Source organism: Paenibacillus lycopersici (assembly GCF_010119935.1).
In the GTDB taxonomy this organism is placed as follows: domain Bacteria; phylum Bacillota; class Bacilli; order Paenibacillales; family Paenibacillaceae; genus Paenibacillus_Z; species Paenibacillus_Z lycopersici.
Genome location: NZ_CP048209.1, coordinates 4,544,371 through 4,566,473 on the forward strand (window position 1 = coordinate 4,544,371; position 22,103 = coordinate 4,566,473).

The following is a 22,103-nucleotide window of genomic DNA, read 5'->3' on the forward strand; positions in this document are numbered from 1 at the left end:
TCACGCTTGCCCCTCTCCACTCAACTTGCCAAGTACGATTGCTTAACCATAGAATCATGCTGCAGTTTCATTATACTAAATTCGGTTATGAATAATTGCATGAACATCAAACTTGCTTCGGCCTTATACCGTTGCCTACCCTTTGAACAGCTGCTGCAGCGCCCGCTTCATGAGCGCATCCACCGTTTCATTCGGCATATCCGTCTGTTTCATGCTCTGCCATGCACGATCGAGCTCGGCCGCCGTGTACCCGAGCGCCATCAGCGCTTCGCGCGCCTCGCGCCAGTTCTTCCCGCCTTCCGCTTCCGCGCTGCCCGATCCGGCGTCTTCGAGATCGACGCCCGCGGCGGCAAAGCTGAAGCCGCCCGGAATCGCGTCGAGCTTATCCTTCAAATCCAGCACCATCCGCTGCGCCGTCTTCCTGCCGATGCCCGGCAGCTTCGTCAGGAACGTCAGATTCTCCTGCTGGATCGCCGCGGCGATCGTCTCCGGCTTGCCGCCGGCCAGAATGCCAAGCGCGACCCGAGGTCCAATGCCGGAGACATCCAGCAGCTTGCGGAACATCGCCTGCTCGTCGCGGCTCGCGAACCCGTAGAGCAGCGCCGCGTCTTCGCGGACGTGATGGTGCGTATAGATCGTGACGACATCGTCGCTCTTCGCGAACGCGTACGGGTTCGGCGTGAAGATTCGATAGCCGATATCGCGGACGTCCACGACCACGAATTCCGTATCCAGGTGCACGACCCGGCCTCTTACATAATCGATCAAGAGCGGTTCACCTCGTTAATTTTGTTCGCCAGCACCGCCGAGTGCGCATGGCAAATGGCTACCGCAAGCGCATCCGCGACATCGTCCGGCTTCGGGATGGCGCTCAGCTTCAGGAACATCCGCACCATCTCCTGCACTTGCCGCTTCTCCGCTTTGCCGTAGCCGACGACGGCTTGTTTGACTTGAAGCGGCGTGTACTCCGAGACCGGAAGGCCTCGCTGCGCCGCCGCCAGGATCACGACGCCGCGCGCTTGACCGACCGAGAACGCCGTCGTGACGTTGCGGTTGAAGAACAGCTTCTCCACGGCGACCGTATCCGGCTTGTAACGGTCCATCAGCGCGCAGGCCGAATCGTACACTTGCTTCAGGCGTTCTTCCGGCGCCGTCTTGGCTTCCGTCGTAATGCAGCCGTATTGCACGGGAACGAGCTTGCTCCCGATTTTGTCGATGAATCCGAAGCCTACGATAGCGATTCCCGGATCAATGCCTAATACTCGCAAACCTGCTTCTCTCCTTACGCCGATCGTATGATTTGTCCGGACACTGCACAATCTTATGCATCAAAAGGAACAGAAATCATGCCTTGCTTGCGCGTGCGCCGTTCAGTTCAAAAAAAAACGGCTTCCCCCCATTATATCAAATGATGGTACGGATGAGAACAAGCGTTTCTTCTTCTGCCCCTGGAGCCGTTCCGGACAGCACGAAAGGCGGCTGCCCCCGGCAGCCGCCTAATCCGTGGTCGCTATTGCGAGCCGAGCTAGAACGTGCGCTTCATCACTTTCTCCGTTCGTTCCACCGCGTAATCGCCGAATGACGACAATACGCTGTTGAATGCATCTTTATCCGTCACGCGGATCCCTTTGACCAGCTCGTCGATCCGGTCTTTCGGCAGGCTGCTCTCCATGTAATTCACGTCCAGCTGGAAGAACGTCCGCATCACTTTCTCTTTCTTCGGCTCGCCGTCAAACAGCGATAGCCGGCCCAGCTTGTCTATTCCGAAGTAAGCGCTCCGCTTGCACGACTCCGACAAATCGTCGATTCGCTGCTCCATGACGACCGCACCCTGCTCGTCGAGCAGCGCCGTCCATTCCGGATGCTGCTTCATCATGCGAATCGTCTCCGAAGAGCTCAGCACGCCGATCGTTTCCGACTCGGAACCGCAAATATAGACCCGCCGGATTTTGACGGTTATTTTCGCCCGCATGTCGGATAGCGTCGCAATGACGCTGCGGCTGCCGTCTTCCGGCGGCTGCGTTTGCGCCGGCGCCTCAGCTTCGTCTCCATGGATCGGTGCTGCGTCTATACGGCCTTCCGTATGGAAAGCCGCCGACAGCAGCGCTGCCGACACGAGCAGCCCGGAAGCCAACTGCCATATCGGCCGTTTACTTCGTCTTAGTTTCTGCTTGACTTTCCGCCAGAGGTTGAATGTAATCATGATGGGTTCCCCCCATTTGCCTTTTTTGTTAGTTTGTCAACCCGATTGGCGAAATATGCATAGACCGGCGCGCATAACGAAAACCCCGCACGGACATCGGTGGATGCGTGCGGGGCTCGGTATGCGAATCAAGTTACCGAAGGACGTTAATTGTTAATCCAAGGCAGGCTGTTGCGGCGCTTCGGCTTCACCGTCCGCGCTTGGCGAACGACGGCTTTCTTGACCGGCTTGCGGGAAGCGTTCGTTTTGCTGAGCTTCACTTCTTCAAATGCGTCGTCCGCTTCGATTTCGTCATCTTCGCGCTTGTCTTGGCAGCCGCAGTTGCACGGCTTCTTGCCGGACGTGCCGATCGGGGAAACTTGACCGTTGCCCATGTAGCCGTAGCTCATCGGGCCTGTGCCGGCAGGCGATACCATCGATGGATTATAGCCGTAGCCGCTCCATGGGCCGGTACTCTCCGGCGAGACCATCGACGGATTGTAGCCGTAGCCGCCCATCGGACCCGTGCTCTCCGGCGACACCATCGACGGATTGTAGCCGTAGCCGCTCCACGGGCCCGTGCTTTCCGGCGATACCATCGACGGATTGTAGCCATAGCCGCCCATCGGACCCGTGCTCTCCGGCGATACCATCGACGGATTGTAGCCGTAGCCGCCCATCGGGCCCGTGCTCTCAGGCGATACCATGCCCGATCCGTAACCTTCATCGCTGATCGGGCTAACCATCGGCGAGCCCCAGCCGTAATTTGGCGCGCCCCACGGCAGACCGGCTCCGCTCTCGGGCGAAGTTTCCGCCGGGCTGACAGCCGTTGGCTGGCCGGATCCATAACCGCCCGTCATCGCAGGCGACACTGCCGTCGGCATGCCATAGCCGTATCCGCCGCCTGTCATCGCAGGAGATACTGCCGTCGGCATGCCATAGCCGTATCCGCCGCCTGTCATCGCCGGCGATACTGCCGTCGGCATGCCATAGCCGTATCCGCCGCCCGTCATCGCAGGCGACACCGCCGTCGGCATGCCATAGCCGTAACCCCCGCCTGTCATCGCAGGCGACACCGCCGTCGGCATGCCATAGCCGTAACCCCCGCCTGTCATCGCAGGCGATACCGCTGTCGGCTGGCTGTAGCCATAACCGCCGCCCGTCATTGCCGGCGATACCGCCGTCGGCTGACTGTAGCCGTAGCCGCTGTGCACCGGCGCCGTTGCCGCAGGCGATACCGCCGTCGGTTGGCTGTAGCCGTAGCCGCTGTGCACCGGCGCCGTTGCCGCAGGCGATACCGCCGTCGGCTGGCTGTAGCCGTAGCCGCCGTGCGTCGGCGTTTCGTGCAGCGACATCACTTCGGTTGCCGGAATCCCATATTGCTTAAACAGATCTACGCTTTGCTCGTAAGGCTTGTGCACCGGATATTTCTTCTCCACGATCGGCAGCTCGATCGGCACCGGCATCGGCGTCGGCACCGGCTCGGGCAGCGGCATCGGCATCGGAGCAGGCGTTTCTTCTACCGGCGCGGTGTTCGCTTTCGGCCCCGTGTTTTTCTTGCCGGTCGGGATTTTGCCCATTAGTCCATGAACGCCCTGCATCACCGAAGCCGGGTGCAGCGGATGATGGCCCGTTCCCGATTTATGTCCGTGTTCGTGGCCGTGACCGTGATGCTCGTGCGCTTCCTGCATTTCCGGCATGGCGCTAGGCGTGCTCGGTTTGGGGATGTTCACGACTTCGCCGGTCAGCAGCACGTTCGGATTTTTCAGCTGCGGATTCGCCTTGATCATATCGCCGAGCGGAACGCCCCACGCTTTGGACAGCTTCCAGAGCGTATCGCCCTGCTGCACGACGTGCTGATGCATAATGTCCATGTCCCCGCCCGTGGACGCCGGAACCTTGATCTTCATGCCGATGTCGATCTGATCGGGATTCGTAATGGATGGGTTCAGCTTTAAAATCTCTTCCAACGACACGTTGTACTTCTGGGCAATCATGTACAGCGTATCGCCTTTTTTCACAATATGAATTTTCACCCGCCAAAAACCTCCTGTCACGTTTTACGTCTTGGGCAGACGCGGCAAACGCCCGTTATCAATCCCTACATCCTATGCAACAGATGGGCGAGTGTCACCCTGCTTCACAAAAAAAAATTGAAGCTCCCCCGTAGGCGCGAACGCCTTCAGGGAGCTTCAATAGTCGCATATGGCTTCAGCCGAAGCGGCTAACGCGCTTCGTAAGTAAAGCTCGGGTAACTGCCCAGTACGCGCACCTGGCAGCCGATCGCTTCGATTTCGGCGATTGCCGACGGAAGGAGCACGGAGTCCATCGACATCTCGATATCGATCAAGAAATAATAGTTGCCGAGCTTCTTCTTCGTCGGCCGCGACTCGATGCGCGAGAGGTTGATCCGGCGCCAGGAGAAGGCGGACAGCACTTGATGGAGCGCGCCCGGATAGTCTTCCGGCAGCGTGATGAGCAAGCTCGTCTTGTGCTTCTCCGACTCCCGCAGCGCGAACGGCTCGGGCCCGACAAGCAGGAACCGGGTGTAGTTGTTGTCGTGGTCGGTGACCGCCGGTTCGAGAATATCCAGTCCGTTATCCGCCGCCGCGGATACTTGGCCGATGGCCGCCCAGCCGCGCCCGGGATTATCGCGGACGATGCGCACCGCCTCCGACGTGCTGCCGACATGCTCCAGCTCCGCGTGAGGCAGATGGCGTTTCAAATATTGCGTGCACTGCGCCATGGCAACGGGATGGCTCATCACTTTCACGATGCGGTCATAGGCGAGCTCGCCGTCCGCTTCGCTCAGCTCGGAGCGCGCGCCGATCAAATTCTGAATCGACGGATAAACCCATTCCGCCTGAATCGGCAAATTCACCTCGTCGACGAGCCAGTCGGTATGCAGGCTGACGGAACCGTCGATCGTGTTCTCGATCGGAATGATGGCATAATCCGTCTTTCCTTCCGCCGTGGACAGGAACACGTCCGCGATCATGCGGTGATACTCGTATCGAATGTCGACGCCGCGGCCGTTCAGCATATATCTGGCCGCTTCGTCGGATGTAGATCCTTTCGTCAAACACGCTGCGCTTATCATGCCTTGACTTCTCCTTTGACTCGTTCCATGAACGATCCCGAATGGCCTCTTCCGACGATGGACAGCTCCGGTCCGTTCAATGCCGGCGACAGCCACATCGTCCGCGCCTGGATGCCGTGCTTCTCGAGCGTCTGCAGCAGGAACGCCTCGAGCTCCGCTTTGCGGCTGCTGCCCCGGTCGACGAGCGTCAGCAGCGTGGGTCCCGCGCCGCTCAGCGCGGCGCCGAGCGCCCCGCGGCTCGTCGCCTGCTCCAATATTTCCGACATGCCCGGCACGAGCGGCGCCCGGTAAGGCTGATGCAGCTTATCCCGCATCGCGAACGGAATCAATTCCAACTGCCCGCTGGCGAAAGCCGCGACGAGCAGGGAGCTGCTCGCGACATTGTAGACCGCGTCTTTCATCTCGAGCTTGGACGGCAGCGCATGGCGCGCCTTCTCGGTAGACAGCTGGAACGACGGAATCGCGACCAGCACTTCCAAATTCCGATGCGGCGCGATCCGCACCTTCTCCGCGCGGACGCCGTCCCATGCGGAGACGACGATGCCGCCGAAGAGCGAGGCGCCGACATTGTCCGGATGGCCCTCCAACGCGGAAGCCATCTGGAACAGTTTGTCTTCGCTGAGCGGACTTCCCGCAAGCGCGTTGGCCGCCACGAGCGCGCCGACGATCGCCGAAGCGCTGCTGCCCAGTCCGCGGGTCAGCGGAATATCGCTGTACATGGCGATGCGCAGCTCCGGGATTTGCACCCCCGCCTCCTCGAACACCAATTGCGCGACTTTATAGATCAAATTCGTCTTGTCCGTCGGAATGCCTTCCAATCCGTCGCCATAAAGCTCGATGGCCGTCTCGCCGTCAGCCGCTTCCATCTCGATCCACGCGTACAGCGACAACGCCATGCCAAGCGTGTCGAAGCCCGGACCGAGATTCGCCGTGCTGGCCGGGACTTTCACCAATACCTGGCTGTTTAACATAATACCGCACCTTTCACATAACGGAGCGTTCCGCAGCGTGACTGATCCGCTGCGCCGCCGGGCAAGTCCGGCTGTTGTATCCGTCGCGTATTGTACTGGCCTTCAAGGCCGTCTAGGCTGATCTGCCGCGCAATCGGCGGCCTGCGTTCGTTACCCTTCTACGCGGTAAACGCTCTTGATCGATTTCACGACTTCCATGTCTTCCAGCGATTTCAGGACGCGATTCGCCGCAGCTTTGCTGGCGTCATGCGTAATGATGATGATTTCCGCTTCCGGGATGCTCGGATTCGGCTGCTGCAGCACGGATTCCAGGCTGACCTCATGCTCCGCGAACGCCTGCGTGATCCGGGCGAGCACGCCTGCGCGATCGGCCACGTGAAGCAGCATGAAATATTTCGAGGCGATCTGCTCGTCGGTTTTGAGCTTCTTCTCGTTGTACGCCAGCGTCTCCTGCTTGCCGTTCACGCCGAGCTTCAAGTTCTTCACGACCGCAACGAGGTCGGCCACGACCGAAGTCGCCGTCGGCAGTTCGCCGGCGCCCGGGCCGTAGAACATCGTCTCGCCTACGGCTTCGCCGTACACGTACACCGCGTTGAACACGCCGTTGACGGACGCGATCGGATGCGAAGCTTTCACCATCGTCGGCTGCACGCTGACGCTGATGTAGTCGTCCTGGCGCTCCGCGATGCCAAGGAGCTTGACTTCGTAACCAAGGCGTTTCGCGTACAGAATCTCTTCGCGGGTAATGGCCGAAATGCCTTTCACGTCCACATCCTCCAGCGCGACGTTCGCGCGGAAGCCCAGCGTCGCGAGAATGGTCATTTTGCGCGCCGCATCCAGACCTTCGACGTCGGACGTCGGATCGGCTTCGGCATAGCCGAGCTCCTGCGCTTCCTTCAGCACGTCGCCGTAAGCCGCGCCTTCCTGGCTCATCTTCGTCAAGATATAGTTCGTCGTTCCGTTGACGATCCCCATGATCTTCGTAATCCGGTCGGAGGAGAAGCCTTCGACCAATGTCCGGATGATCGGGATGCCGCCGGCAACGCTCGCTTCATAATAGACATCGCAGTTGTTCTCTTGCGCGGCAGCAATGATTTCGGGGCCGTGCAGCGCCATCAAATCCTTGTTCGCCGTCACGACATGCTTGCCGCGGGCCAGCGCTTCGAGAATATAGCCCTTCGTCGTCTCGATGCCGCCCATCACTTCGACGATCACGTCAATGTCGGGATTATGGATGATATCCCATGCGTCCTCCGTCAATTTATCGGGATGAATGCTGATGGAACGCTCCTTGCTCTTGTTCTGCACGAGCACTTTCTCGATGACGATCGGAGAGCCCACCTGGCTTTGAAGATCCGGCTGATGCCCCTCCACAATACGCACGACGCCCGTTCCTACGGTGCCGAGTCCAAGCAATCCTACTTTAATCGGTTTCATTCCGTAACCCTCCAGTATATAGTCTATCCTTGTCCGATGATGGACGCCTTTCGAACGCCGCCCTGCCTGCGGAGCGCGTCCATGAACCCGGACATCGCGCCTTGCATACGAGAGGTATCGACGGAAATGACGACATTGGCTAATCCTTGCAGGGGAATCGTTTGGTGGATCGTCAGCACGTTGCCTTCCGAGCCGGCCACAAGCCCGAGCACCTTCGAAAGCACGCCTGAACGGTGGTCCAAATCCATCGAGATGGTCGCGATCGTCTCCCGTTTGAGATGATCCTGCGTATACACCCCGTCTTTGTATTTATAGAAGGCGCTGCGGCTCAGACCTACCCGCTCGGCGGCTTCATGAACGGTAGCCGCTTCGCCGCGGCGGAGCATCTCCTTGACCTGTATGGTCTTCACGATGGCTTCCGGCAGCATATCCTCGCGAACGACGTAATATCGGTCTTCCACAATGCGTCCTCCCATCAAAGACAACTGTTCTCTCATAGAGGACATTATAGCGAAAAACCGATGAGGCGGCAATAGTCATTTCCATCGAACAAGCCAATCGACCGCAAAAAAGCCGCCTCCGCCATGTCTGCAGTCGACCTGCACACACGGCTCCGGCAGCTCCGTAATCCGCTTAAGGTTATTCGTGATAGTAAAAGTCGCTTCCCTCGAAGAATTCGAACGTGAAATCGGCGATGCGCACGATGTCCCCGTCCTTCGCCCCGATCTTCCGCAGCTCCGCGTCGACGCCCATCATGCGCAGCGTTCTGGCGAACCGCATGATCGCATCGTACGAATTGTTCAGGTTGACCCGCTTCATGAACTTCTCGATATACGGGCTCTCGACATAGAAGCCTTCGTTCTCCTTGCCGACCTTGAACGAGCGGTCCTCTTCCTTGTCCAGCGTGTACACCTTGCGCTCCGCCACGTCGCGCACTTCTTCGATCTGCCGGGTCTCCGGCACGGTCTCGAGCAGGTCGGCCGCCTTGTACAGCAGCTCCTGCACCCCTTGCTTCGTGAGCGATGACATCGGCACGATCTTATGCTCGATCTCGTCGCCGCGCGCTGCCAGCTGTTCGCGGAACAACGCCAGATTATCCTCGGAATCCGGCATGTCCATCTTGTTGGCCACGATAATCTGAGGACGCTCCGCCAGCGCCGGGTTGTACAGCTCCAGCTCGTTGTTGATCGTTACCCAATCCTCGTAAGGATCGCGCCCCTCCGAGCCCGACATGTCGAGCACATGCAGGATGATGCGCGTCCGTTCCACATGCCGCAGAAAATCATGACCGAGACCGACGCCTTCATGCGCGCCTTCGATCAGCCCCGGCAAATCCGCCATGACGAAGCTGCGGCCGTCGCCGACGTCGACTACGCCGAGATTCGGCGAAATCGTCGTGAAATGGTATGCGCCGATCTTCGGCTGCGCCGCCGACACGACCGACAGGAGCGTGGACTTGCCGACGCTCGGGAAGCCGACGAGACCGACGTCCGCCATGACTTTCAGTTCCAGGATGATCCAACGCTCCGCGCCTTCCTCGCCGTTCTCGGCAAAGTCCGGCGCCGGGTTGCTGGCCGTCGCGAACCGGCAGTTGCCGCGTCCGCCGCGCCCGCCCTTCGCCACGACGATCTCCGATCCGTTCTGCGTCATGTCGGCGATGATTTCGCCGGAATCGTCATCGATGATAACCGTTCCCGGCGGAATGCGGACGATCATGTCCTCCGCGTTCGCGCCGTGCATCGTTTTCACTTTGCCGCGCTCGCCGCGTTCGCCCTTGAAGTGCTTCTGGTAGCGGAAATCCATCAGCGTGCGCAATCCGCTGTCAACGCGGAAAATAACGTCGCCGCCTTTGCCGCCGTCGCCGCCTGCCGGACCGCCGTTCGGCACGTATTTCTCTCTCCGGTACGACACGATTCCGTTCCCGCCGTCGCCGCCTTTTACGAATATTTTCGCCTTATCGACAAACATCTCTTACGTCCTCCGTTTAGTTCCCAAGCTGCGCTTCCAGCATCAGCATCCCTTTGCCGTCGTCGACGCCCGCCATATGCAGCGGGGATCCTTGAAGCGCACGCTCGCAATTCGTCTTCCATTCGCTGCCCGATTTCAGCTCGCCGTCCAAATGAAACGCCATATGCAGCGTTTCCTCGTCCGCAGACACGTCCACGAGCAGACGGGCCGCATGGCCGTCGCTCGAAGCCGCCGCGCTGCGGTACGCCTGAATGAGCTCTATAATCGCATTCGCCGCGCGTTCCTTCGATTCGGGGAAGAGCGAGGCCAAATTCAATTCGCCGTCGATGTCCAAGTCGATGACCATCGCGTTGGTCATCGTCCGGAAAGACTGCAGAAAAAGCACGAGCGACGGAATGCCCAGCTTCGCGATCTTGCTTTCCGTCGTCATTCGTTCTTTTATCTGTTCCACGCACTGAATCGTCTTATCCGTCTTCCCCATTCGGGAATAGCCGTAAATAATCTGCAGGTCATTCATCCAATCATGCCGGTGATGATTAAGCGTCGTTATCGCCTTCTGCTGCATCGTCTGTTCCAGCCGTTCGAGCTGCCCGGCTTGTTCCCGCGCCAGCGAGCGCATCCACCATGCGGCCGCTGCCAGGGTCCATGCCAGAAATACGGCCAGCAGCCACCGGTGCGCGGGCCATATGAGGACAGCCGCCGCCGGCAAGATGACAGAAGAGGCCGCATAATATCGGGTGCGATTCATGATCGAGCCTACTTTCCTATTCTTTCTAGCCATGTCCAGTATAGCACATGGCGATACGGCTGTCTGTATCAAGCGCCGTCTTGTGACGGGCGCGGCAGGAACGTTTCATCGAACAGGAGGGGCCGGCGGGGAAATCCGTCTGAATATAGAAAACCCCGGCCTGCAAGCAGACCGGGGATTGTTGCTTATTCCGCTGCAGCGACTGCTGCTGCCGCAACCGGGTAAACGCTGACTTTCTTACGGTCGCGTCCCCAACGCTCGTATTTCACGACGCCTTCCACTTTCGCGAAGAGCGTATCGTCTTTACCGATACCAACGTTGTTGCCCGGATGAACTTTCGTTCCGCGTTGACGAACAAGGATGCTACCCGCCGTTACGACTTGGCCGTCGGCACGCTTGGCGCCGAGACGTTTCGATTGGCTGTCACGTCCGTTCTTCGTGGAACCTACACCTTTCTTCGAAGCGAAGAGCTGGAGATTCAGTTTCAACATGGATGTTCCCTCCTTTATTCACGAAATAGGTGACGAATAACGACAAACTTGCCGTACGAGGCTGCAATGGACTCCAGCATGACGATCATACTTTCCAGGAGAAGCTGCGTCTTCGCGTCGGAATCGGCATCAAGCTCTCCAGCGGGGATTTCTGACCGCAGCCAGCCGCTCTTCATCGAAGCCGGGAGCGCTACGCCCGCCAGCGCTTCGATCGCGTTCACCGTGCCGACCGATACGGCCGACACGCCGGCGCAGACGATGTCCTTGCCGGGATTGGCGAACTTGGCATGTCCTTCGATTGCAAACGATACGATCCGGGAATCAGCGGCGGACTGCCGCATAATGCTCACCGTAATCATCGAGATGCCTCTTAAGCCTGAATCTTGCCAATCGTAACTTTGGAGTACGGTTGACGGTGGCCTTGCTTACGGCGGTAGTTTTTCTTCGCTTTATATTTAAAAACGATGATTTTTTGACCTCTGCCGTGTTTCTCGACAGTAGCCGTTACCGTAGCGCCGGAAACTACCGGTGTGCCGGTAACGAACTCTTCGCCCTTGGAAACAGCCAATACGCGGTCGAACGTTACGCTCTCGCCTTCAGCAGCATCCAGTTTCTCGATGTAAAGAACGTCGCCTTCTTGCACTTTGTATTGCTTTCCACCCGTTTCAATGATCGCAAACATGTGTTGCACCTCCTTATATCGAAGACTCGCCTGATGCAGGTGCCGTGAAAGCCGGGCTTTCGCGAGCTTATGTACCTGTTCTGTGCGGTAATGATGCCTGAAATTATGTTTCCCAATCGCAGACACCATAACATCTTAACATAGATGAATAACGATAGCAATTTAAATTTTGGGCATTTCTTGATTTCCTGCCGCCTTGGCCGATTCTAATCCCGGCCGCCGGACGTTTCTTTGGAAGGCGGCATCTTCTGCTCGCGCACTTTCTTGCGCGTCATCTCCAGCAGACCGAGCCTTGTCCAGCCGACAACCTGGCACTTCGTCCGGTCGGATCTCGCCAGCCGTTCCAGCAGGTGCATCACCTGCTCGCGGTGCCGCTCTTCTTCCATATCGATGAAATCGACGATGATGATGCCGCCCGCGTCCCGAAGCCGCAGCAGCCGGGCAATCTGCTCGGCCGCTTCCAGATTGGTGCGGAATACGGTGTCCTCCAGATCCGAGGAGCCGACGAACGACCCCGTATTCACGTCGATGACCGTCAGCGCTTCCGTCTGGTCCCAGACGAGATCGCCGCCGGATTTCAGCCTGAACCGCCGCTGCGAAGCTTCCTGAAGCTGCTCGTGGATACGCTCCTGCTGAAACAGCGAAGCGCCGCCGATCTGGGGCACGAACAGCCGCAAGCGCGGCAGCATGGCCGGCGCAAGCCGCTTCATCATCGCTTTCGTCCGCCTGAAGACGGAGCCGTCGTCGATCCATATCTCGTCGATCTCCGTCGTCAGCAGGTCGCGGACGAGCCGGTGCACCAGATCCGCGTCGCGGTGAAGCAGCGTCGGCGCCGAGGCCGTCTCGCCCCGGTGGCGGATTTCCTGCCAATGCTCGCGCAGAAACTGCACGTCCTGCTGCAGCGACTCCACGCTCTCGCCTTCGGCGGCCGTGCGCATGATGACGCCTTCTCCGGGCAGCCGGATCTTGTCCCCTACGGCGCGCATGCGCGAACGTTCCGCCTCCGTGCTCACTTTCTTGGAAACGCCTATGTAATCCGCGATCGGCATATAGACGAGAAAGCGGCCGGGCAGCGAGAAATGCGTCGTCACGCGCGCGCCTTTGCCTCCGAGCGGTTCTTTCATGACTTGCACGAGAAGCTCCTGGCCGGGCTGAAGCAGCTCGGCGATCAGCGGCTTCTCCTTCGGCTGGCGCTCGAGATGCGGGTGGAGCACATCGTCGATATAGAGGAACGCGTTCTTGGGAAGCCCGATATCGACGAAAGCCGCCTGCATACCGGGCAAGACGTTGATAACGCGCGCCTTGATGATGCTTCCGACGAGCTGTCCGGCATTCTCCGTCTTCTCCATGTAATATTCATACAGCGCGTTGTCGCTCACGATGGCGATTTGAAGCATGTCCTTCTGACCGTGAACCAGCATTTTCTTCATTGCGATGCCCTCCTGCCTCGAACGGTCTCCACGGATATTTATTTTACCACATAAGAATTTAAAGTTTCCAAGTTTATTGGAAAAACGAATTCTTGTCGGCGATAAAACAAACCTCCGCACGCGGCCGTTCGTTCTTGGAATGGCTTCGATAACGGCTTTCTCACATGAAAAGCTCCAATACCGCACGGTCCGCTTTTCCGTCCGAGAGAAAACCGCTGACGAGACGCTGCTCCGGGAGCACGCCAAGCACGTCTCCCCGCTCCTCCATCACGACGATCAGGTGGTAGCTGTCCCGCTTGAACAGGCGCAGCGCCGCAAGCACGGTATACCCCTTCGGCACGATGATGGGAAAGGCCCACGTTCCCCGCGATACCTGTTTCGAAGCCGATGCCGCGCGATTCGTCAGGAAGCGCAGGAACAGGAAGGGGATGTTGCGATAGGCTGTCCAATTGGTCAGCAGCAGGAAGAGCCCGACCGCGAGCAAATTCGCATGCAAATGGACCGCGTTCTTGCTCAAGAGCGCAGGAACGGCGGCGCCGACAATCATGAGCGCGCTGAAGAACAGGCTGATTCTTGTCCCCCACACGAGCGTGCCATGAAACGTCAGCGTCCGGCTCAGCCCTGCTTGCAGCAGCTTGCCGCCGTCCAGCGGAAGAATCGGCAGCAGGTTAAACAGCCCGATCATGATATTCGCTTGGCAGACATAGGCAGCCCATTCCGGCTGCCATATTCCGATCTGTCCGAGCAGCCACGCCGCCCCGGCCATCCAGACGTTCTGCAGCGGCCCCGCGAGCGCCACGAGCGCCTCCTCCTTCGCCGACAGCCCGCTTCCGTCCTCGACTTCCGCCACCCCGCCGAAAGGCAGCAGCTTCACCTCCCGCACCGTCCAGCCGAAGCTTCTCGCGGCGATGACATGACCCAGCTCGTGAACGAGCACGATCGCGAACAGCGTCAGCAGCTCGACGAACGAGCCCGTGAGGACGGATGCGAGCATAATCAGCACGAAGAGCGGATGAACGGACCACCGGATGCCGCCAAGCTTAATCAAGCGGAACGACGTCCGCAGGATTGACGTACCGGCCTTTCTCCTTCACCGCGAAGAACAGCAGGCTCTGCCCGCCGTTATCGGCCTTGGCCGGGGCGAGCTTCCCGAGCGTCTTGCCCGCCTCCACCCAATCGTCGGGCGCCACGATGACGCCGAACAGATGACTGTACACCGTGACCCGGTCGCCGGCATGCTGCACGATGACCGTCTCGCCTTCTTCGCCGTTATTCGTCACGAGCGTGACGCGTCCCGTCTCCGCCGCCAGCACGGACTGCTCCGGCGTGCCGGCGATCTGGACGCCGCTCAGCGACTCCGCGAACGTCTGCACGACCGTGCCGGCGGGCAGCGGCGACACGATCGGCAGCGCGACCGCGCCTTCGGCCAGCCGGGTCTCTTCATCGCCTTTGCCGCCGAAGTACGGGATGAACGACGGCGTGCCGGCGAACCATTTCTTATACAGCGACGAAGCCGCATGAAAGTCCATGTTCTCGGTCAGGGCGGCCGTTACCGCCTCCCGGCCTTTCTCGGCCGCGGGCAGATCCGTCCTGAACATCATGAAGACGATGGCGAATACCGCTGCCGCGATGACCGACTGAATAAACAACCCCCGCACGATAAACCGGGCGTCGCCCTTCGGCGGATCGGGGGGCGGCCCGCCCGTCTTGCCCGCCCGGACATCCTTGCTCGGAAGCGGCGCGATATTCCAGCCTGCGGTCTGCCACGGATTGGGATTCGCTTTCCACAACCGTTCCGGATCTTCCTCGCGCCTCGACGGCGGCGCGGGCTGTTCCTGCCAGTCCTCGGCAGGTTGATCCGTCTTCAGCGGCAGGCGCAGCGACCGGTTGTCCGGCTGGCGGCGGGACTTCAAGCCCTGCTCGTCTTGCGCGGCGCTCTGCCTCTGGTCCTTGCCGGCACGGCGCTCGTTATTTTCGATAATCCGGCGAATGCGCTCCTGCCTGCGTTCACGGATGCTGTTACGGGTATCCATCGCCAATCCCCTCCGCCTCTATACAGCTTGTTCACTCCAGTATATGAGGCGCCCGGACTAGTTATGAGTTGTCCCGAACCGATTACAGCACGCCGAGAATCCAGCCTTCGAGCGGCACGATTTCGGCAAGCTGGCGTTCATTCAGCGTCGGCAAGCCCATGTAAAGGCGCAGCGCTCCGCCCGAATCCTGTTCCTGCAGCCAGCGGGCGATCGCGTAAGCATCCTTCTCGTCCCGCTTCGTCAGCTCCGTCGGATATGCGTAGCGATGATAGAGAAGCGACGGGTACGCTTCGGCAATGACGCTCATGCCCGGGGCCGGATGCAGACCGTCGTACGGCCAGACATGCAGCACGTCCGGGTAGGCCGAGCGAAGTGCATAGAGCCACGGCAGTCCCGCATGCGTCGAGAACGCGACGGAGATGAGCGTCGGGTTCAAGTTCAGGACGCTCTTGGCCGCAGGCGTGAACTTCTCGGTCAGCCGCAGCTCCCTCGGATCGGCATACGGCAGCGTCGCCGCGCGCACGGAGGCGACCGTGCCCGTCATCGCGCCGGACCACATGTCATGGAAATGAGCCATGAAATCCATCCACGACGTCAGACGCGGCTTGACCGGCGTGTCGGCCTGGAAATACGAGAGCGGAAACGACAGCCCGTGATCCATGCCGACGATCATCGGCCCGAGACGGCCGGCGCGCTGCGCTTCCAGCCGTTCCGACAGGTACCGATAGACGCCTTGCCGGGACCAGCTGCTCATGCCTTGCGCCCGGACCGGCTCCCCTTCCGTGCCTGCCTCAAAGATTTGAATCGCGGTGTGCCGCTGGCTGGGCAGCCCTTTCCCCGAATAATCGATGCCAATATAGTGCGCGAATTGTGCGGCCTGCGTGATCCGCACGGTCTGCGCGGTATGCGCGGCCTGCACGGAACGCGCTGGCTTCCGGGTGTTCTCCATCTTCCTGCCTCCCCTAGCAAACCAAGAAAACCGCCCGGCGGCGCCGGACGGTCAAGTAGCCAATTCGTATTTCTCCTGGTGGACTTTCACGCTGAACACGATGCCGATGCAAAGCATGTTCAGCAAGAGCGACGTGCCGCCGTAGCTGATGAACGGAAGCGTAATGCCGGTAATGGGCATCAAGCCGATCATCATGCCGATGTTCTGGAAGACTTGGAAGACGTACATCGATACGACGCCGATGACGATGAACGATCCTCGCAAGTCATAACACTGGAAGGCAATGATGATCATCCTGTAGATCAATAAGAAATAGAGCATCAGCACGACCGCGGCGCCCTGGAAGCCGAACTCTTCGCCGATGACGACGAAGATCGCGTCCGAATACGGGTACGGAATGAAACCCCTTTTCTTGGACTGCCCGTTCATATATCCGTCGCCGGTCAATCCGCCGGATCCGATGGCGATTTTGGCTTTGTTCGCCTGGTACACTTCCTTCTCGGAAGCCGTTTCCGGATTGATAAAGCCGTTGATCCGTTCGTACCAGTGCACTTTCTTGTGCTCGACCATATAATCGTGGATTTCTTTGTTGTACGTATTGAACAAGGATACGAACAGGATGGTCCCGCCCACCACGATTCCGAGGCCAAGCAGCACATGCGTATAACGGACGTTGCCGATCCAGAGCATGCCCAGCACGATGACAAGATAGATGATGGCATTGCCCAAATCGGGCTGTATCATGACGAGCGCGAACAAGATGAACGAGAAGAAGGCAATGACGAACAGATCCTGTCTGATCCGGAGCGGATCGCCCTGCCTGCGGCCCATCAAGAAAGCGACCGTAATGATCAAAACCAGCTTCGCCATCTCCGCCGGTTGAAACTGCAATCCCCCCGGAAGCGGAAACCAGCTCTTCGCGCCGTTGATTTCCGGCGCCGTCAAATAGACGATGACAAGCAGCACGACGCAGATGCCGTACAAAACATACCAGAATTTCAAATAGATCCGGTAATCGACCATGGCCGCGAGCAGCGCGACGACGAAGCCAATGCCGAAGAATATGACCGTTTTGGTGTCGTAGCTGGCGTATCCCGGATTGCCGTACGTCGCGCTGTGCACGAGAAGCGTACTGACAACCGTGAAGGCCAGCAAGATGACGATAATGCCCACGTCGATCTTTTTCAGTTTATTCAGCACTACGCATTCATCCTATCCCAAGAAACTTGCGGAAACGCTTCATAACGCCCGCTTTCTCTTCCAGCGGCATGAGGGGAACCATATCGCCGAGCATCCGTCTGGAGATGTTGCGGTAGGCGATTGCGGCGCGGGAGGACGGGTCCATAACGGTCGGCTCGCCGGCGTTCGCGGAGCGAATCACCTTCTCGTCGTCCGGCACGATGCCGAGCAGATCGATGGCGAGCACTTGACAGATCTCGTCGATATCGAGCATCTCGCCGGAACGCACCATGTTGGCGCGGATGCGGTTGATGACGAGGCGCGCCGGTACCTGCGACTGCTCCAGCAGCCCGATGACCCGGTCGGCGTCGCGGACTGCGGCATTCTCCGGCGTCGTCACGACGATCGCGCGGTCCGCTCCGGCAATGGCGTTGCGAAACCCTTGCTCGATGCCCGCGGGACAGTCGATGATGATGTAATCGAATTCCTTCTTCAGTTCCAGCACCATATCCTTGACCTGCTCGGGCGAGATCGCGCTTTTATCCTTCGTCTGGGCAGCCGGCAGCATATACAGCTCGTCGAACCGTTTGTCCTTCACCAGCGCCTGGTTCAGCCTGCAGCGGCCTTCCGCGACATCGATCAAATCGTAGATGATGCGGTTCTCCAGCCCCATGACGACGTCCAGATTGCGCAAGCCGATATCCGTATCTACCATGCATACTTTCTTGCCCAGCAAAGCAAGCGCAGTGCCGATATTGGCGGAAGTCGTCGTTTTGCCGACCCCGCCTTTACCCGATGTAACAACTATCGCTTCTCCCATGACTCACACTCCCCGCTCAAGCTCTAAACACGACCGGCAGCTTCCGCAAACGCTGCAGCTGCGTCATTTTATCGATTTTCATAACGCCGTCGCTCAGAAAGGCGTATTCCATCTGCGCATCGCCCGTCATCCACTCGTCCGGGGGACGGCTGATGATCTCGTCGATGCGCAGCTGCGTCGGCCGCAGCAACGAGGCGGCGATGACCGCTTCCTTGTTCCCCTTGCAGCCGGCATGGGCCAAACCGCGAAGAGCGCCGAGCACGAATATATCCCCCGTGCACAGCACCGTCCCGCCCGGGTTAACATCGCCCAGCAGCAGCAGGCTGCCGTCATGCTCCAGCGTTTGGCCGGAGCGGACGATGCCCGTGATCAGCTTGAGGTTGTTGCCGTCCTCGGGCTTCGGTTCGGCTTTGACTTCGCTCTCGACGGATTGCACGAGCAAATTGCCCTGCTGTCTGATCGCGGCTTTGATGCGTTCTTTCTCTTCCTCATTCACTTGACGGGTGCCGAGCTTCACTTGGACGTGAACGATGGGGCCAGTCAGCAGCTGTTGATGCGACTTTTCCAGCTTATATTGCAGCTCGTCCAACAAGGTGGAAAACTCGCAATTGTCGTCAAGAAGGAAGATCAATCCATCCTTGACGCCTTTTATCGTAATATGCTGCTTCTCGGTCACGCTCGCCCCACCCCTCTGTATACGATTCTTTCAATCGAATGCGTATTCCTGCAACGGAACCGCCTTAATCTTCTTCATCTTCGGTCTTGGGCTTCTTGCTGCCTTCGAACCATCGTCTTGCAGGTACGTATAATACCAAAGCGAACAGAAGCTGCATGAACAAGCTCGGAATGATATGGTGCGACAGCGCCCATTCAAAAGGCTGGCTCGTCAGCCGAAACACCCGATATATGAAGTAGACGACCGTATCGTAGACGAGCGTGGACAGCCCGATCATGGAGAGCGCCATCATCAGCGTGCTGCGCTTGCGCTCCAGCATCAGTCCCGTCATATAGCCGACGAGGCCCATGGTGAAGGAATGAACGCCGATAATTCGGCCGTAGAAGGCCAGATCCTGCAGCAAGCCGAACGACAAGCCCAGCAGCAGCGCCGAGTGGCGCCCCCGGTAGAGGGCGGCGAACAGAACGAAGGCGAGCGTAAAATGAGGCACGATGCGCCCGACCAGATTGTCGGGCAGCAGCCAATAGAACAGCGTTCCTTCTACGAGGAAGAAGAGCAGCATGACGCCGATGATACGCTGCAGGCTCATGGCGCGGCTTCTCCCGTGTCGGGCATTTGTACGACGAACACTTCCGTCAGATGGTCGAAATCCGCCGCCGGCGTGATCGTTGCCGTGTAAGTAAGGCCGAAGTCGCCCACCTGGCTGCTGTCGACCGTGCCGATGACGATTCCGCGCGGGAATACGTTGCCGAGGCCCGACGTAATGATCGTATCGCCTTTCTTGAGCGGATCGTGCTCGGAAATCTTCGACATGGACAGCTTGCCGGTCTCCGGATCGTAGTTGTCGACGATGCCGAACGACTCCTTCTCCTTGCCGAGGCTGCTCAGCACCGTGGCGGCGATCTGCTTCGTGTCGACGGAGTTGACGTTCAGCTTCGTGATCGGCATGACGGACGAGTAGAACGGATCGACCCTGCTCGTCAGGCCGACCAGGCCCTTGTTCGTCACGACGACCATGTCCGGCTTGATGCCGTCCTTGGAGCCGAGGTTGATGCGGATCGTTCCGTTATACGGATCGTTGCTGACGGCAATGACCTGCGCGATCAGGTATTTATAATTGTCCAGCTGCTTCTGGCGTTCCGTGAACTTCAAATCTTCTTCAAGCGTCTTCAATTTCGATTCCATGAAATTGTACTTGATGCTGTCCCGCGCGTATGCGGCAGCCGCAATGCGCAGCTGCTCGTTCTCCTTGTAGACCTCCCGCAAGTGGGAGAGGTCGTGAACGAGACCCGAGACATAACCGGCCGGCCTGTACAGCCACTCCTGCAGGAAGCTCGACGTATCGAGCGCGAAATTCTCCGGCCAGGTCAGTTTCTTCCGGTCGCCGATCGAAAAGCCCATGACGGCGACGAAGAGAATAAATACGATCATGAGCACAAACATCCGTCTGTTGCGCATCCAATTAAACACTTCGTCTCACCTGCCCATTCCATGCTGAACAGCCCCATGGCCGTTCAAACCGATCACCGCCGCTGAATGCCGAACGGACCCGTGGCCCGTCCAAACCGATCAGCGTCGTTATCCGTTTCCCCTTGCATTCTTGCCCGGATTATTTCTTGGAACGGGAAACCGGGCCTCCGCGCGTCTTGAACAAGTCGATGTTGTCGAGCGCCCGGCCCGTGCCGATGGCAACGCAGTCCAGCGGATTCTCCGCGACGATGACCGGCATGCCCGTTTCGCGCGCAAGCAGCTTGTCCAGGTTCTTCAGCAGCGCGCCGCCGCCCGTCAGGACGATGCCCCGGTCCATGATGTCCGCGGACAACTCCGGCGGGCACTTCTCCAGCGTGATCTTGACCGCGTCTACGATGGCATTGACGGTATCGGCCAGCGCTTCGCAAATTTCGTCGGACGAAATCGGCAGCGTCTTCGGCAGACCGGAGACAAGGTCGCGGCCGCGGATTTCGATCGTTTCCTGCTGCTCCAGCGCCATTGCCGAGCCGATCTCCATCTTCAGCTGCTCGGACGTCCGTTCCCCGATCATCAGGTTGTACATCCGTTTGATATACTGCATGATCGCTTCGTCCATTTCATCGCCTGCGATGCGGATGGAACGGCTCGTTACGATGCCGCCGAGCGAGATGACGGCGACTTCCGTCGTGCCGCCTCCGATATCGACGACCATGCTGCCCGTCGGTTCCCAGACCGGCAGATTGGCGCCGATCGCCGCCGCGAACGGCTCCTCGATCGTAAACGCCTCGCGCGCGCCCGCCTGCACGGTCGCGTCCTTCACGGCGCGCTGCTCGACGGCCGTAATGCCGGACGGCACGCATACCATCACGTTCGGATGGCGCGGGAACAACGAACGGCTCTTCTGCGCCTGACGAATGAAATATTTGATCATCGTCGACGTTGTGTCGAAATCCGCGATTACGCCGTCCTTCATCGGACGGATCGCGCGAATATTGCCCGGCGTGCGTCCGATCATTTTCTTCGCATGCTCGCCGACGGCTTCGATTTTTTTTGTATCGGTACGAAGAGCAACCACGGAAGGTTCTCTTACGGCAATTCCTTTTCCTTTGACATAGACGAGCGTGTTAGCCGTACCCAAATCGATTCCTAAATCTTTCGAACCACCAAACATGTTGTATCTTCCCTTCTTTCATAAGACAATCCCTCTTATTATATTACATGTGGCCTTGCTCCTTCAAACTTATAAAGCGATTGTCACCTATTACCAAATGGTCCAGCACGTCGATGCCGACAAGCTCCCCCGCTTCGGCAAGCCGTTTCGTCAACGCGATATCTTCGGAGCTCGGCGTCGGATCTCCGCTCGGATGGTTATGCATGCAGATCAAGGACGAGCTGCTGCATTTCATGGCGGCGCGAAACACTTCGCGGGGATGGACGAGCGTCGCGTTCAGCGTGCCGACGGACAGCGTTTCGGTCGCAATGACCTGGTTTTTCGTATTCAGAAACAAACAGACGAAATGCTCCTGCTTCAAGTAGCGGAGCTCTTCCATCATCAGCTGTGCCGCGTCCGCCGGCCGGCGGATCGTCGGCAGCTCGCCCTGCCGGCTGCGGGCCAGACGGCGGCCGAGCTCGATGCCGGCGCGCAGTTGAACCGCTTTCGCCGGTCCGATGCCGCGGATGTTCGTCAGCTCCGCGATGCTCATATCCACAAGACCGCGCAGGCTGCCGCACTGGGCAAGAATCCGGGAAGCCAGAAGAACGGCGGATTCGCTCCTCGTCCCCGTGCGCAGCAATATCGCAAGCAATTCCGCATGACTGAGTGCTTCGGCCCCAACGGTCATCAGGCGTTCTCTAGGTCGGTCTTCGTTAGGGACGTTCTTGAGCACGTAAGACTGTTGTTCCGCCTCTGCCTTCATGAACATTCCCTGCCTTATCGTAGGTTGATTGCGACGCAAGGCCGGGACGGG

24 protein-coding genes are annotated in these 22,103 nt (G+C 59.0%); all 24 read right to left on the bottom strand.

The window, feature by feature from the left end:
- Window positions 1–135: 135 nt before the first annotated feature.
- A complete protein-coding gene (ruvA, locus tag GXP70_RS20105) occupies window positions 136–768 on the bottom strand; it encodes a Holliday junction branch migration protein RuvA (RefSeq protein ID WP_162358480.1) in 633 nt (210 codons plus the stop codon).
- Entirely contained in the window at window positions 765–1,268 is a 504-nt protein-coding gene (ruvC, locus tag GXP70_RS20110) for a crossover junction endodeoxyribonuclease RuvC (protein WP_162358481.1), read from the bottom strand. Before ruvC ends, ruvA begins: the two co-directional genes overlap by 4 nt.
- 257 nt (window positions 1,269–1,525) lie before the next feature.
- Window positions 1,526–2,203, bottom strand: coding sequence for a BofC C-terminal domain-containing protein (locus GXP70_RS20115; protein WP_162358482.1), 678 nt, complete (start codon window positions 2,201–2,203; stop codon window positions 1,526–1,528).
- 146 nt (window positions 2,204–2,349) lie between these two features.
- Window positions 2,350–4,218, bottom strand: coding sequence for a LysM peptidoglycan-binding domain-containing protein (locus GXP70_RS20120; RefSeq protein WP_162358483.1), 1,869 nt, complete (start codon window positions 4,216–4,218; stop codon window positions 2,350–2,352).
- Window positions 4,219–4,406: 188 nt separating this feature from the next.
- Window positions 4,407–5,282, bottom strand: coding sequence for a prephenate dehydratase (pheA, locus tag GXP70_RS20125; RefSeq protein WP_162358484.1), 876 nt, complete (start codon window positions 5,280–5,282; stop codon window positions 4,407–4,409).
- Window positions 5,279–6,253: a homoserine kinase gene (gene thrB / locus GXP70_RS20130; RefSeq protein WP_162358485.1), complete on the bottom strand. Its 975-nt coding sequence runs from the start codon at window positions 6,251–6,253 to the stop codon at window positions 5,279–5,281. The genes pheA and thrB overlap by 4 nt, the downstream gene beginning before the upstream one ends.
- A gap of 150 nt (window positions 6,254–6,403) precedes the next feature.
- Window positions 6,404–7,690, bottom strand: coding sequence for a homoserine dehydrogenase (locus GXP70_RS20135; protein WP_162358486.1), 1,287 nt, complete (start codon window positions 7,688–7,690; stop codon window positions 6,404–6,406).
- Between the two features lie 23 nt (window positions 7,691–7,713).
- On the bottom strand, window positions 7,714–8,151 hold the full coding sequence (locus tag GXP70_RS20140) for an ACT domain-containing protein (RefSeq protein WP_162358487.1): 438 nt from the start codon (window positions 8,149–8,151) through the stop codon (window positions 7,714–7,716).
- 178 nt (window positions 8,152–8,329) lie between these two features.
- On the bottom strand, window positions 8,330–9,658 hold the full coding sequence (obgE, locus tag GXP70_RS20145) for a GTPase ObgE (RefSeq protein WP_162358488.1): 1,329 nt from the start codon (window positions 9,656–9,658) through the stop codon (window positions 8,330–8,332).
- 16 nt (window positions 9,659–9,674) lie between these two features.
- Complete coding sequence (locus GXP70_RS20150; RefSeq protein WP_162358489.1) at window positions 9,675–10,406, bottom strand: Spo0B domain-containing protein; 732 nt, start codon at window positions 10,404–10,406, stop codon at window positions 9,675–9,677.
- Window positions 10,407–10,591: 185 nt separating this feature from the next.
- Window positions 10,592–10,897 (bottom strand): 50S ribosomal protein L27, encoded by a 306-nt coding sequence (gene rpmA, locus GXP70_RS20155; RefSeq protein ID WP_162358490.1) that lies wholly within the window; start codon window positions 10,895–10,897, stop codon window positions 10,592–10,594.
- A gap of 14 nt (window positions 10,898–10,911) precedes the next feature.
- A complete protein-coding gene (locus tag GXP70_RS20160; RefSeq protein ID WP_162358491.1) occupies window positions 10,912–11,256 on the bottom strand; it encodes a ribosomal-processing cysteine protease Prp in 345 nt (114 codons plus the stop codon).
- Window positions 11,257–11,267: 11 nt separating this feature from the next.
- Window positions 11,268–11,579 carry a 50S ribosomal protein L21 gene (gene rplU / locus GXP70_RS20165; protein ID WP_161694067.1) on the bottom strand — a complete coding sequence of 104 codons (312 nt, stop codon included), beginning with the start codon at window positions 11,577–11,579 and terminating at the stop codon, window positions 11,268–11,270.
- A 206-nt stretch (window positions 11,580–11,785) separates the two neighbouring features.
- Window positions 11,786–13,009, bottom strand: a complete 1,224-nt coding sequence (locus tag GXP70_RS20170) for an Rne/Rng family ribonuclease (RefSeq protein ID WP_162358492.1) — start codon at window positions 13,007–13,009, stop codon at window positions 11,786–11,788.
- 160 nt (window positions 13,010–13,169) lie between these two features.
- The gene (locus GXP70_RS20175) at window positions 13,170–14,057 is read right to left on the bottom strand and encodes a site-2 protease family protein (RefSeq protein ID WP_162358493.1); all 888 of its coding nucleotides are present in this window, start codon (window positions 14,055–14,057) and stop codon (window positions 13,170–13,172) included.
- Window positions 14,050–15,042, bottom strand: coding sequence for a M23 family metallopeptidase (locus tag GXP70_RS20180; protein ID WP_162358494.1), 993 nt, complete (start codon window positions 15,040–15,042; stop codon window positions 14,050–14,052). Before GXP70_RS20180 ends, GXP70_RS20175 begins: the two co-directional genes overlap by 8 nt.
- 82 nt (window positions 15,043–15,124) lie before the next feature.
- On the bottom strand, window positions 15,125–15,991 hold the full coding sequence (locus GXP70_RS20185) for a hypothetical protein (RefSeq protein ID WP_162358495.1): 867 nt from the start codon (window positions 15,989–15,991) through the stop codon (window positions 15,125–15,127).
- Between the two features lie 51 nt (window positions 15,992–16,042).
- Window positions 16,043–17,191, bottom strand: a complete 1,149-nt coding sequence (locus GXP70_RS20190) for an FtsW/RodA/SpoVE family cell cycle protein (RefSeq protein WP_162358496.1) — start codon at window positions 17,189–17,191, stop codon at window positions 16,043–16,045.
- A 7-nt stretch (window positions 17,192–17,198) separates the two neighbouring features.
- Window positions 17,199–17,990 (bottom strand): septum site-determining protein MinD, encoded by a 792-nt coding sequence (gene minD, locus GXP70_RS20195; RefSeq protein ID WP_162358497.1) that lies wholly within the window; start codon window positions 17,988–17,990, stop codon window positions 17,199–17,201.
- Between the two features lie 16 nt (window positions 17,991–18,006).
- Window positions 18,007–18,666, bottom strand: coding sequence for a septum site-determining protein MinC (gene minC / locus GXP70_RS20200; RefSeq protein ID WP_162358498.1), 660 nt, complete (start codon window positions 18,664–18,666; stop codon window positions 18,007–18,009).
- A gap of 64 nt (window positions 18,667–18,730) precedes the next feature.
- The gene (mreD, locus tag GXP70_RS20205) at window positions 18,731–19,255 is read right to left on the bottom strand and encodes a rod shape-determining protein MreD (RefSeq protein ID WP_162358499.1); all 525 of its coding nucleotides are present in this window, start codon (window positions 19,253–19,255) and stop codon (window positions 18,731–18,733) included.
- Window positions 19,252–20,124: a rod shape-determining protein MreC gene (mreC, locus tag GXP70_RS20210; RefSeq protein ID WP_162360579.1), complete on the bottom strand. Its 873-nt coding sequence runs from the start codon at window positions 20,122–20,124 to the stop codon at window positions 19,252–19,254. The genes mreD and mreC overlap by 4 nt, the downstream gene beginning before the upstream one ends.
- A gap of 151 nt (window positions 20,125–20,275) precedes the next feature.
- A complete protein-coding gene (locus GXP70_RS20215) occupies window positions 20,276–21,307 on the bottom strand; it encodes a rod shape-determining protein (RefSeq protein WP_162358500.1) in 1,032 nt (343 codons plus the stop codon).
- A gap of 43 nt (window positions 21,308–21,350) precedes the next feature.
- Window positions 21,351–22,052: a RadC family protein gene (radC, locus tag GXP70_RS20220; protein WP_162358501.1), complete on the bottom strand. Its 702-nt coding sequence runs from the start codon at window positions 22,050–22,052 to the stop codon at window positions 21,351–21,353.
- Window positions 22,053–22,103: the final 51 nt, after the last annotated feature.

Bases quoted from the DNA above. Each gene is read 5' to 3' on its own strand.
- GXP70_RS20115 (WP_162358482.1), bottom strand. From the start codon at position 2,203: ATGATTACATTCAACCTCTGGCGGAAAGTCAAGCAGAAACTAAGACGA.
- pheA (WP_162358484.1), bottom strand. From the start codon at position 5,282: ATGATAAGCGCAGCGTGTTTGACGAAAGGATCTACATCCGACGAAGCG.
- thrB (WP_162358485.1), bottom strand. From the start codon at position 6,253: ATGTTAAACAGCCAGGTATTGGTGAAAGTCCCGGCCAGCACGGCGAAT.
- GXP70_RS20135 (WP_162358486.1), bottom strand. From the start codon at position 7,690: ATGAAACCGATTAAAGTAGGATTGCTTGGACTCGGCACCGTAGGAACG.
- obgE (WP_162358488.1), bottom strand. From the start codon at position 9,658: ATGTTTGTCGATAAGGCGAAAATATTCGTAAAAGGCGGCGACGGCGGG.
- GXP70_RS20150 (WP_162358489.1), bottom strand. From the start codon at position 10,406: ATGAATCGCACCCGATATTATGCGGCCTCTTCTGTCATCTTGCCGGCG.
- rpmA (WP_162358490.1), bottom strand. From the start codon at position 10,897: ATGTTGAAACTGAATCTCCAGCTCTTCGCTTCGAAGAAAGGTGTAGGT.
- GXP70_RS20160 (WP_162358491.1), bottom strand. From the start codon at position 11,256: ATGATTACGGTGAGCATTATGCGGCAGTCCGCCGCTGATTCCCGGATC.
- rplU (WP_161694067.1), bottom strand. From the start codon at position 11,579: ATGTTTGCGATCATTGAAACGGGTGGAAAGCAATACAAAGTGCAAGAA.
- GXP70_RS20170 (WP_162358492.1), bottom strand. From the start codon at position 13,009: ATGAAGAAAATGCTGGTTCACGGTCAGAAGGACATGCTTCAAATCGCC.
- GXP70_RS20180 (WP_162358494.1), bottom strand. From the start codon at position 15,042: ATGGATACCCGTAACAGCATCCGTGAACGCAGGCAGGAGCGCATTCGC.
- GXP70_RS20185 (WP_162358495.1), bottom strand. From the start codon at position 15,991: ATGGAGAACACCCGGAAGCCAGCGCGTTCCGTGCAGGCCGCGCATACC.
- minD (WP_162358497.1), bottom strand. From the start codon at position 17,990: ATGGGAGAAGCGATAGTTGTTACATCGGGTAAAGGCGGGGTCGGCAAA.
- mreD (WP_162358499.1), bottom strand. From the start codon at position 19,255: ATGAGCCTGCAGCGTATCATCGGCGTCATGCTGCTCTTCTTCCTCGTA.
- mreC (WP_162360579.1), bottom strand. From the start codon at position 20,124: ATGCGCAACAGACGGATGTTTGTGCTCATGATCGTATTTATTCTCTTC.
- GXP70_RS20215 (WP_162358500.1), bottom strand. From the start codon at position 21,307: ATGTTTGGTGGTTCGAAAGATTTAGGAATCGATTTGGGTACGGCTAAC.
- radC (WP_162358501.1), bottom strand. From the start codon at position 22,052: ATGAAGGCAGAGGCGGAACAACAGTCTTACGTGCTCAAGAACGTCCCT.